11 protein-coding genes are annotated in these 11,746 nt (G+C 24.2%); 1 reads left to right on the top strand and 10 read right to left on the bottom strand.

The window, feature by feature from the left end; translation table 4 throughout:
* Positions 1-7: 7 nt before the first annotated feature.
* A complete protein-coding gene (locus T347_RS0101860; RefSeq protein WP_031542716.1) occupies positions 8-1,174 on the bottom strand; it encodes an aminotransferase class I/II-fold pyridoxal phosphate-dependent enzyme in 1,167 nt (388 codons plus the stop codon).
* A 110-nt stretch (positions 1,175-1,284) separates the two neighbouring features.
* Here T347_RS0101860 and T347_RS0101855 point away from each other — a divergent pair, with 110 nt between their 5' ends.
* Positions 1,285-2,142, top strand: a complete 858-nt coding sequence (locus T347_RS0101855) for a MurR/RpiR family transcriptional regulator (RefSeq protein ID WP_031542715.1) — start codon at positions 1,285-1,287, stop codon at positions 2,140-2,142.
* Positions 2,143-2,163: 21 nt separating this feature from the next.
* Here the strand turns inward: T347_RS0101855 and T347_RS0101850 are convergent, their stop codons facing one another.
* The 9 genes from T347_RS0101850 to T347_RS0101810 form a co-directional block, all read right to left on the bottom strand.
* Positions 2,164-2,538, bottom strand: coding sequence for a Rid family detoxifying hydrolase (locus tag T347_RS0101850; RefSeq protein WP_031542713.1), 375 nt, complete (start codon positions 2,536-2,538; stop codon positions 2,164-2,166).
* A 100-nt stretch (positions 2,539-2,638) separates the two neighbouring features.
* Positions 2,639-3,016, bottom strand: a complete 378-nt coding sequence (locus T347_RS0101845; protein ID WP_031542711.1) for a RidA family protein — start codon at positions 3,014-3,016, stop codon at positions 2,639-2,641.
* Positions 3,017-3,026: 10 nt separating this feature from the next.
* A complete protein-coding gene (locus tag T347_RS0101840; RefSeq protein ID WP_031542709.1) occupies positions 3,027-4,202 on the bottom strand; it encodes an aminotransferase class I/II-fold pyridoxal phosphate-dependent enzyme in 1,176 nt (391 codons plus the stop codon).
* Between the two features lie 16 nt (positions 4,203-4,218).
* On the bottom strand, positions 4,219-6,318 hold the full coding sequence (locus T347_RS0101835; protein ID WP_051636025.1) for a fructose-specific PTS transporter subunit EIIC: 2,100 nt from the start codon (positions 6,316-6,318) through the stop codon (positions 4,219-4,221).
* A 117-nt stretch (positions 6,319-6,435) separates the two neighbouring features.
* Complete coding sequence (locus T347_RS0101830) at positions 6,436-7,179, bottom strand: MurR/RpiR family transcriptional regulator (protein ID WP_031542704.1); 744 nt, start codon at positions 7,177-7,179, stop codon at positions 6,436-6,438.
* Positions 7,180-7,283: 104 nt separating this feature from the next.
* Positions 7,284-7,532, bottom strand: coding sequence for a KTSC domain-containing protein (locus tag T347_RS0101825; protein ID WP_031542702.1), 249 nt, complete (start codon positions 7,530-7,532; stop codon positions 7,284-7,286).
* Between the two features lie 50 nt (positions 7,533-7,582).
* Positions 7,583-9,463: an AIPR family protein gene (locus tag T347_RS0101820; protein WP_031542701.1), complete on the bottom strand. Its 1,881-nt coding sequence runs from the start codon at positions 9,461-9,463 to the stop codon at positions 7,583-7,585.
* Complete coding sequence (locus T347_RS0101815; protein ID WP_031542698.1) at positions 9,435-10,241, bottom strand: hypothetical protein; 807 nt, start codon at positions 10,239-10,241, stop codon at positions 9,435-9,437. Before T347_RS0101815 ends, T347_RS0101820 begins: the two co-directional genes overlap by 29 nt.
* Before the next feature lie 11 nt (positions 10,242-10,252).
* Entirely contained in the window at positions 10,253-11,692 is a 1,440-nt protein-coding gene (locus tag T347_RS0101810) for an Eco57I restriction-modification methylase domain-containing protein (protein WP_031542696.1), read from the bottom strand.
* Positions 11,693-11,746: the final 54 nt, after the last annotated feature.

Here is an 11,746-nt window from a genome sequence, read left to right as displayed (position 1 = left end):
TTTCCTCCTATTTTTTAAAAACTTTTTTAATTCGTTCTAATATTTCTTTTATAGTTTTTTCGTCAGTTGATAATATGATTCTAAATCAGAAATTATCGTAGTCATAGAATTCATTGCTAAACCTAACTAGTAAACCATTTTTAATAAATTCCTTTTTATATTTTTCTAATTCAGATAAGTGTTTTTCAACTACAACCGAAACACAGAAGCCAGCATGTAAATCCAATACTTTCAAGGGCAAATCATTTTCTTCAACGAATTTTTTAGTCAATTCAAACATATTATTATGATGTACCGACATCTCTTTAGATCATTCGATTCCTTTTTGAGTATATGCAGCTTTCATAACTTCCACACCAAATACATTTGAATTTCCTAATCATATTTTTTCTTGATAGCTTCAAAGTTCTTTAAGCAAATCAATATTTTTAGATATCATATAAGAACTAGACATTCCACCAATGTTAAAGGCTTTTGTAGCTGATGAAAAAACTATTACATTATTTTTATATTCTTCATTAGTTTTCAAAACTGTATTAAATCCTTCTTTATAAGATACTAAATCTCCATGCACTTCATCAGAAACTAAAATAACATTATGTTTTTTACATATTGAAGCAATTGCATTTAATTCTTCTAGTGTTCAAAGTCTTCCCGTTGGATTTAATGGGTTACAAAATAAAAATAACTTAATATTGTTTTCGATGATATCTTTTTCAATTTGATACAAATCCAATTCATATTTATTATTTTTTAAAATTAATTTATTCATAATTGGTTTTCTATCATTTAATAAACAAACTCTAACAAAAGGACTATAACATGGAGTGTTTATCAAAATTGAATCACCTATGTTTGTTTTCGTATTTAAAATAGCTGCCATAGAAAAGAAAACACCGTATGAATAATTTATTCATCCTTTTTCAATTTCTATATTTTTCATTTCTTTATATCAAAATTTAAATGCATCATAAAATTCTTCATCTACTGAAAAATAACTTAAAGATTTAAAATTACATCTTTCTTTTATCTGGTCGAAAATAAATTCTGGTGTTGGATAATCGAAATCAGCAACATGATTAGGTATGACATTATCTTCTACATGATATTTCTCTCGCAAATGTTCCATATTTCATTTTCTATCATAACTATTTTTTCTATCTAATTTTTCCATAATTACCTCCTTTCATTTTTATTATATGAAAAAGCTTTTTTTTATAACTCATTTGCGCCTTTGTTGTTTTTTTAACAATTTAATTGCATAATGAACTTGGAGAACAAAACATGAAAATATTACTTAATGAAAAATTTAAAAAAGATACTACTGAATATAGAATTATAGAACTAGTAAATGAAAATCCCGAAATTTTCAAAGATAAAACGATTAATCAAATTGCTGATTTGCTTTTTGTAAATGCATCTTCCGTATCCCGTGCAGTAATTAGAATGGGATATAAAAGTTATAAAGATTTTAGAGATAACATCCTTTATAAAGTTGAAGAAATTAAAGATATAAAACATTTAGATCATTATGATAAAATTGAAGAATTGATAAATAACTTTAAATTTCAAAATAAATTTGCAATAGATGAGACTTTGAATAATATAAATCCAGCAGAAATTGATTTGATAATAGATGAAATAACTTCTGGAAAAACCATATATCTATATGGAATTGGTTTTTCTGAATATATGTGTAATCAACTAAACAAATATTTCAGAGATATGAAAATTAATTCATATAATTTAGAAAATTTTTATGATGCATTAAAAGTATTCAGTCAATATAAAAAAGAAGATGTACAAGATAGCATATGAATAATAATTAGTAAAACGTTAACAACAAAAGAAATATGTTTTATTCAAGATGAATTAAAAGCAAGAAATATAGACATTATACTAATTACTTCATCTTCTAAGAGCGAATATTATAAAAATGCAAAACATAAAATATTGTTAAAAACAATGCACAAGGATGACGATTTTTACTCACTTAACTCAAAAATATCTCTATTAGTTATTACAAATTTATTAATTGATTCTATTTCTAATAGATTAGGTTTAAATAAAAAAGAAGCCGTTATCTCTTTTGCTGAAACATCAAAATCTTGAAAACAATATAATTATAAATTTAACAAATAAAAAAACCAGAAATGGTTTTTTTTATTTATATGCAATTACTTCTATTTCAATTTTTCCTTTTAATGGTAATGCTCCAACTTGAAATGCACTTCTAGCTGGTTTGTGATTTCCGAAGAAATCAGAATAAATAACATTAACTTTTGCAAAATCATTTATATCATCTAATAATACTAATGTTTTAATAATATTTTCTTTTTTATATCCAGCCTCATTCAAAATTTGTTCAATATTTTTTAAACTATTTACAGTTTGTTCTTCAATAGTCTCTGGCATTTTCATAGTTTTATAATCTAAACCTAACTGACCAGATAAATATAATGTTCCATTTTCTATTTGAATACCTTGTACATAGGGACCTACAGCTCCAGGCGCTTTATTTGTATTGATTATTTTCATATTTTCTCCTATATAAATATTTTAATAATTTATAAATTTATATTTAATTGTTGCGCTATAAAAAATAATAAAACAATTTTTTTGCATAATAGAAAATGATTTATTTTTTAAAGGCTATGAATTCAATTTCTATTTTAGCATTCATAGGTAATGCAGCTACCTGAAATGCGCTTCTTGCTGGTTTATTTTTATCAAAATATTCTGCATAAATTTCATTACATTTAGAAAAATTATTTAGATCGTCTAAAAGAACTAATGTTTTTATAACATCATTTTTAGTATATCCAGCTTCAGCTAAAATAGCATCTATATTACTGAAAATATTTCTTGTTTGTTCTTCGATTGTTTCAGGTAATTTCATAGTTTCTGGGTTCAATCCTAATTGACCAGAAGTATATAAAGTACCATTTTCAATTTTTATAGCTTGTACGTATGGACCAATTGCTTGAGGTGCATTTTTTGTATTAATTACTTTCATATTTTTCTTTCTATTTTTCAAAAATATTTTTTAATATTTTTATTGTTAACTCAATTTCTTCTCTTGGACAACCAGTATTCAATCTAAACCATTTTCTTTCAGCGCCATAAAAATTATCATAGAAATTAAAAATTAAATTTTCTTTAAAACAAGCTTGTTTAAATTCTTCATCTGTAATTTCGTAATTAAATTTTATTCATGGTAAATATGAAGATTCGCTCTCAAAAATTTCAAATTTCATTTCAGATGTTTCTGATTTAAAAAACTCAAAATTACTTTTCATAATATCTTTAAGATCATCTAATCATTTCTTAACATTAGGATTTGTGTATGCTTCAATAATGGCTGGTTGTAAAAAAACATTTGGAGAAGTTAATGAATTCTTTTCATAATTTTGATCAATTATTTTTTTTAAATTAGGATTTTTTATTACTAAGTAAGATCCTTTTAATCCCCCAAGATTGAACGGTTTGTTAGGCGAATTGGCAATTATTAATAATTTATGTATTTCTTTATATTTTAATAAGGTTGTAAAATTATTCGAATAATCTAAATCACTATGAACTTCATCAGAAAATAATATTACATTATTTCTTAAACAAATATCGATAATTTCTTTTAAATCTTCATTGTTTCAATTTTTACCACCAGGATTATGAGGATTACAGAATAAAAATAATTTAATATTGTTTTCTTTGATTGATGCTTCTAGTTTTTTGAAATCAATTTTGTATGTGTTATTTTCAAAAATTAATTTATTTTCAACGATTTTTCTATCATTATGTAAAATACATCTAGCAAAAGGTTCGTAGATCGGAGTTTGAATAAGTATTGAATCTCCAACATTAGTAAAACTTTGCACTATTTGATACATTGCATTAACAGTTCCATGAACCAATTTTATTTCAGTTAAATTTATATCTGATTTGTGTTCATTTTTGTATCAACTTTGAATTGCTGAAAGACTATCGTCACTAATATATGTATAACTAAAACTTCTAATATTAGCTCTTTTTTTGATAGCTTCACAAATTTCGTAAGGTGTTTCAAAATTAAGATCAGCAATTGAACTATTAATAATTTTTTTATCTAAACTAACTGGATAGTTATTTGAAAGATACTTTTTATCAGACTTTCTTTCTAAACTATTTTCTCTATTAACTGCTGTTTCGAATTTTTTATCCATAAAACACCTCCTATTTTTATTTAATTTTATTTTGTTTTTTAGGTAAATTAACTTTACCAAATGTTAAAACTTTAACAGTTTTGATTTTAATTTTTTCTTCTAGTTCAGGATTTGCTCCTAGTGCTTTCAATCCGATAATAATTGCTGTTGAAATTAATGAACCCAATATAGCAATACCTATGAATGCTAATATTGCAGCTCACACAGCCATTGATCCAGTAATTGAAGTAACACCAGCAACAGTTATAAATCCTCCACCTGTAATTGTTGAACCTAAACCTAGTGCATATGTTAATCCACCTGAAACTGCTCCTCCAACTAAGAATCCTGGAATTACTTTAAATGGATCAGAAAGCATTAATGGAATACTTCCTTCAGTTATTCCTAAAGATGACATAACTCAAGAAATTTTACCGGCATCTTTTTCTTCTTTTGTACATCATTTTCTACCTAAAGTAGTAACTAATGTAGTTGTTCATCCAGTACCGATTCCTGCAGCTCAAAAGGCTGTATATGGTACTAATAAAGCCATATTTCCAGTTGCTTGAGCTTGTGTAAAGGAAGCAAATCCAAATGCTCAAGCCACTTTATTCATTGGACCACCTAAATCAAATACACAAAGCATTCCAACTATGATTCCAGCAATTGCTGCAAATCCAGATTCTTGCAATTTAGTTAAGCCGTCAAAAATTGCTTCAACCACAATTGCAATCGGAGTTCCAATACCAAATAATACTAATGAAATAATAATTAATGAAGACAATACAGGATACACGAATCAAGTTAAAACTGATTGGAATTTTTTACTTACCATTCATTTTTTAAATGCAATCATCATATAACCAACAAGTATACCAACTATTAGACCTCCTAAGAAACCTAATCCGTTAACCACATCAACTATAGTTTCTTCACCATCAATAATAATCGATTTTTGTCTGACAATATTATTACATGCAAGTCCACCTAAGAATCCCGGGAATAAACCAGGTTTATCAGCCATCGCATAAGCAATATAAGCTGCTAATATTGGTGCTAATAAAACACTCAATGACTGACCAGCAACACTAGATAATTCATTTAATCAATTTGCATTTTGAGCAATATTATCTGCTCCAGCAATTTGAGTAATAATGGTAATCAATGCTACAATGGTTGTTCCTGCAACAATTACTGGAACAACAAAACTAATACCTGTAAGAATAGCATCTTTTAAGGATTTTGCTTCTTTTCTAAATTTTGCTTTAAAATTTAAAGACTCTTCTTTTGAAGCATTTTGATTTGTAGGAATTTTTTGATCATCTACATTTTGTTTAATATTAATTATTTTATTTCAAATATTATCCATATCATGTAGAGGTTCTGCGACCGATGTTCTAATTGTAGGAATATTTTCAAATCTCTCTATATCCCTAGGATTAATATCAGCAGAAATTAATAATGCGTTCGCATTTTTAACATCATCAGAAGTTAATCTATCTTCGATCCCGTTAGCACCTTGTTTTTCAACTTTTACTTGTCATCCTTTTTCTGTAGCATAATCTGCAATTTTTTTAGCAGACATATAAGTATGAGCAACTCCGGCTGGACAACCTGTGATAGCAATTAGATATCCTTGTTTTTCAGTTTGTTTTTCATCTCTCTTTATAGGTTCTTCATTGAAAAGTAGATCAATTATTTTTTCTACATTTACTTCTTTTTTTAAGTTATCTTTTATTTCTTGTTCGATAAGTTTTTGAGCAACTTTTGACATTAATGTAATATGTTCTTTTGAATTATCATCATCAGGAACCATTAATGCAATTGCTACTTTGACTTTGCTATTATCAAGTGTTTCTCATTCGATTTCTTCTTTAAAACGAATAAAAGCAATTCTCGCTTCTTTAATTTGAGAAATTCTTGCATGAGGAATAGCAAAACCGTCTTCTAAACCAGTAGAACCTTCAAGTTCTCTAGCTTTAAATCCATTTTCTAAATCAGAAATTTTTAAAACTACACCGTTTTCTTTACCTAAAACAGAAAGCTCATGAAGTGCTTCTTCTTTTGTTTTAGATTCAGAATCGATTATTATCAAATTTTCATTAAAAATTTTAGATCCATATTTGAAATTAGACATATAACCTCCTATGTTCGAAATAAATAATTTATTTCTAATTTTATTTAATATGTTTTATAAATTATGAACAATAAAGATTGTACATTTAAAAATCCATTCCCAAAACTGGAATGGATTTTATGATTCAAGAAATACATAATCTCAAAATTGTTGAAGAGTTTGTGATCTTATAGAAAATAGGTCTCAAAATTCTTCTTCAGTATTTTCTAAAATAAAATATTCATCTACAACATTTTTAAATTCGGTATCTTTTCCCAATATTGCAAATGTTTCACATTTATTTTCTAGGCTTTTTGAAAAACCTTCAAGAAGATGATTTTCTCCAGAAAGTGACACAAAAATTACTAAATCCTCTTCTTTAACAACATCAATATAAGATTGAATTGATGAAATATCATCTTCTAAAAAAATACTATATTGCTTTTTTCTCATCCTTTGAACAAATCCTTTTGTAGCAAAAAAAGCTATATTAAAACAAAAAATATGAATATTTCTTTTTTTAGCAAACATTCTAATTATGTTTTCTCTAATATCTAAAAAATTTTCATTTAGTAGTGCTGCTGAATTATTTTTTGCAATTAAATATTTTTCAAAATATTCATCATATTCCATACTTAATTTTATGCTATCTCTTGATTTTTTAATTATAAATTTAAGTTCGTTAATTCCTTCCAAACCAATAATTTTGCAAAATCTAATAATTGATGAGGGTGCCACATTACATTTATCTGCAATTTCAGATGTTTTATGTGCAGAAACATAATTTAAATTATCTAAAATAAATTTTGCAATTGATACATTAGTATCTCCGTTTGTACCATCAGCAATGATTTTATTTATTCTTTTAAGAATTATATCCATGATTTTTCCTCTTATTTTTTATTATATCTAATGAAAAATAAAATATAGAAATAATCTCAATTATGCATTTTTGTAATTTGAAAATATATATTATTTTTCTTATTTTATAAGTGTTCACAATTATTTTTATATATGTTATATTCTTTTTTATTTTTCAATCTTCTTGCAATAAATTTTCCCTTAGATTCAGCTTTAACAAGCTCTTCTCAAATTTTTTTATCTCTTAAACAATATTCGTATTCCTTATTTTCTGAAGATTTATAAATAACTAATAAATGATTAGAATCTTCATTAAATTTAATTTGAGAAATGATCGAAGAATTGAAATCCTGACCGTTTTTTAGAATTTTCATATTAGCTCCTTTATAATAATATTTTTATTATAATTTTTAAATTGAGTATTCTATTTAAAAATTTGTTGTAAATCAGAAATTTTATTTTTTAATTCTTGTTCGCCTTTAAATTTAGGCATTAAAATAGATTCTATTATAGAATAAAAAGTTTCTTCTTTAAAGAAAAATGCACTTTTTGTATAGGGTTTACCTTTATTATCGGTTTTTTTAGTGAACAAATTAAATGCTTCTAAAAAAATTTCACTAATCAATTCTTTTGAAGCTAATGAAGGGTTTTCTAAATTAACATAAACTAGATTTTCAAAATTCATTACATTTTTTTCCGATATGAATTTAGATCCGTTTTCACAAACATGTTTCATGTTTTTGATATTTGCAGAAATTATATAAAATATAGAAATAGAATATACAATCAATTTTGTTTTAGATTCCGAAACAAAATTTTCATATTCTTTATTATTTTTAAAATTTATAGTATTCATTATTTTTTTTACAAACTGTTCATGATGATTATAAAATTTATAAATTTCCAAAAAATCATTTGTTTTAATCTTATTATTTTTGAATATAAGTTTATAGTTAGATTCTACATCGAAAATTTTCTTTTTTATTTGAAAAGATTTATAAGGTTGCATTATCATTGTAGAACATACATTTTGTCCAAGAACACCGTTATCAATATTTTTAGGAATAATATAATCTTTTCCTCTAATTGATTCTATTTCTTTTTTAATTCTTTCATTATCCTGACCTCTCTTAATTTCTAAAATAAGACCATTATTTTTAAATTCTTCCCTTAGTTCGAGCATTTCTTGTGAATTAGAATAAAAATCTCGTTGTTCAATTGGTTTTTGACTATTTGCAGCCCTTGTTATTTGATCTATTTTTTTGTTAAAATCTTCGCAAAATTCATCAATTGGGGAAATTATTTTGGCTAAAATAAATATTTCAGAAACTAAATTGGAATTAAAGATATTATTTTTTTTACTACAATATTTGTACAGTTGTGTTAAGGTTTGAGCTCCATTAACTATATTGAATTTTTCTAAAGATATTTTATGATTTTCTTCATCAACCTTAACGTCTCCGAGAGCAGTGATTGTTATACCATTATTCAACATGAAAAAATCATTTGGATTTTCTTCAATAGTCTTCTTTATTCCTTCATCAACATTTTTGATAGATGATGAATTTGATTCAACAGAAAATCGAACATTTCTCTCCAACATTAAATTACCATACTTTTTAAAACTAGATACTAAAGATGCAGCTGAAATAGGAATAACATATATTTTTTCTGTTTTTGTATTAAATTTTATAATATTTTCTGTACTCGAAATAGGTGTTTTAAAATCAAAATTATATTTCATATCAGATATTGAAAGAACTTCATTTTCATTAAATTCAATATTGCTTTTTTCTTCGATTTTAAAATTAATAGATTCTGTTGTTTCTATGATAAAGTCTACATTTTCATTATTTTTTCTAAGTTTATTTAAATTTTCATTTATTTTTTGAAATTCGTTAGAATTTAAAGGTGTTTCTAAATTTAGAAAAATATTTATTTTATAACTTTTTTCTTCTTCGTTTTCTATTATGTCTGAAAAAAATTCATAGTCTTTTTTGTAAGTTTCATCATGCATTATACTCCCGTCTCTAATTGCATTAACAAAATTTACAGATTCTCCAATAAAATCAAATTCCGATAATTCTGTGATGAAAATAGCATTTACTTCATTCTTATTATCATTATAAAAATAAGTTGCAGGATAGCCTTTTTTGTTTATATAAAAATTATTGTTTTCAAATTCATAACTTAATTCTTTGTATTCAGAATCACTCAAAATTAAATTAATTAATATGGCTAATGTTTTTCTTATGTCTGTCCTAATTTTTTTTTCATTATTTATCATTATTTGAAATTTTTGCATATTCTGCCTCCACAGTTTCATTTATTTTTTTTAAAAAATTTTCATAATCATTTACAAAAACTTCTTTTTGCTCATTCATTTTACTTATCAAATTTTCAGGTATATAAAATTGGTCGCTTTTATATTTCAATATTTTTTCTAATGAGTTTGTATAATTTGATCCCTCTGAAAATTTTCAAGGAGTTTCGTATACAAAAATTAAAAAGCCATCAGGCAACGAATCAAAATTTAATTTTTCTGATTTTATTTTTACATTTTTATATAAATCTAATGATTTTTGAAATAAATTATCATTTTTAGTTATTTCATAATTTTTTGTAACTTTTCCTTCTTTTGTAAGTATCGGAGAAACTTTGGGATAACATTCTATATAGAAAAAAGGGGTTTTATTTAATTTTATATTTAGACTATCGCCAATCATGTTATTTAAATTATTACCAAAATTTTTAGCAATACTACTTAAATGATTTTTGAATTCTATTATTCCAAAAACATGATTTTCAAATTTATTTCTTCCCAATATAGCTATGTCGCATTTTTTAGGTTTATAGAATCCATCAAAATTATATTCTTTTGAATTTACATCATTTTTTTTAGTAACAACTCTAAATTTTTCTGTGTCTATTCATTGGGAAATATTATTAGCTATTGAGGCATGAATATTATCAACTTTTGTACCGTTTCTTAATGGATCTTTCGATTGGTTTGATATAAAAGCGTTTGCTATGTCTTTATAATTATCCGATATAGTTTTTAAAAAAGATTTATTGTAATCCATTTTCTCTCCTTTTAAAATAAAAATTCTTTCAAGTCATTAGAACTAAAAGAAACATATTCTCCTCTTTGAGGTTTTCCAATTTTTTTTAAATAATCAACAATTTTATCTGATTTAAGAATTTCAAGAATTTCATTTATATTTTTAGTATTATCTTTTACTGTTAAAAAAATACCTGAATAAACAATTTCATCATCATTTAAAATTGAAAAATCTAATTTATCTTTTATCATATTATTTATAACTATTTTTTTATTATTCATATTTTTTATACCTTGAGATCTTCCGAAAAGATATCAATCAGAATTTGAATCTATATCTCTAATCAGCAATTCTTTTTTATTAGATAAAAGATATTTATATGCTTTAGGATAATGTTTTTTAAATTTACTTTCTGGTATTTTGACATACACTTTATTTATTATTTCGTAGGGAAATATAACTATTTTATTTTCGGAATTTTTAGTTCCTTTAACTATTTTTTTAATAATTGAACTTTCTATTTCAAAATTATTAAATTTAGTATACTCGCCATCAGATTTTAATCCATTGGCTATAAAAATTTTATCTCTTAGAGTGGCTATACCATATTTAATATCTACAATTTCATCCATTCTAGTTTTACCTTTATTATTAAGTCCAAAAATTCATTTTTCATCTCAATTTAAATTTTTAGAATTTAAATTGAACTCAGCCTTTCTATAAGGTGACATATTTTTATATATAAATTTTTGATCTTTTCCTTTATTTTTAGATATCATAGTTATTGCTGTGTAAGATGTTACTCCTTCAAAAATTTGCGTATGATCAAAATCTATTATTTTAGTCAAAAGATTATTTTCCAATAGATATCTTTTAAATTCAAAAGCTGATCTATTTCTTAAATAAGAATTAGGTGTAATGTATCCAAGAATTCCTTTTTCATTTAGTATTTTTATTCCTATTTCAAAAAATACTAAATAAGAATCTATATTTCCTTTTTTAACAAAACAAAATTTATTTTTTATAATTTTTCTATCTTTTTCAGATATGTTTTGAATTCTTATATAAGGAGGATTTCCAAAAACATAATCAAAAGAGTTATCGCTAATATCTATTTCGTACGTAGAAGAATTTTTTAAATTTTTTCATTCAATAGGAGATAATAAATTTTTTTCTAATATTACATTTAAATTTTCCTTAGTTTTATTGTAAAAATATTCATCTATTTCATATCCGAAAATATTATTATTCATCGCGTTTTCAATTTCTTCTGAATTCATTTTATTTTTTTTAGATGACTCGATGACTCTTTCGACTATTTTTATCAAAAATGCTCCATCTCCAAAACTTGGTTCCATGACTTTTTTTAAAAAAAGTTTTTCAGATGAAATAAATTTTCCCTCATCTAGTATTTGATTCACAATATTTTCAGGAGTAAAAGTTTGACCTAATTCTTTTTTAAATTCTTTCATAGTATCTCCAACTTTAAATATAACTTCTATATATATTTTATCAAATAAAAAAGA

Origin of the sequence: Mesoplasma photuris ATCC 49581 (assembly GCF_000702725.1) — a bacterium.
Lineage (GTDB): Bacteria > Bacillota_I > Bacilli_A > Mycoplasmatales > Mycoplasmataceae > Tullyiplasma > Tullyiplasma photuris.
This window is presented reverse-complemented; position numbering and strand designations above follow the sequence as displayed.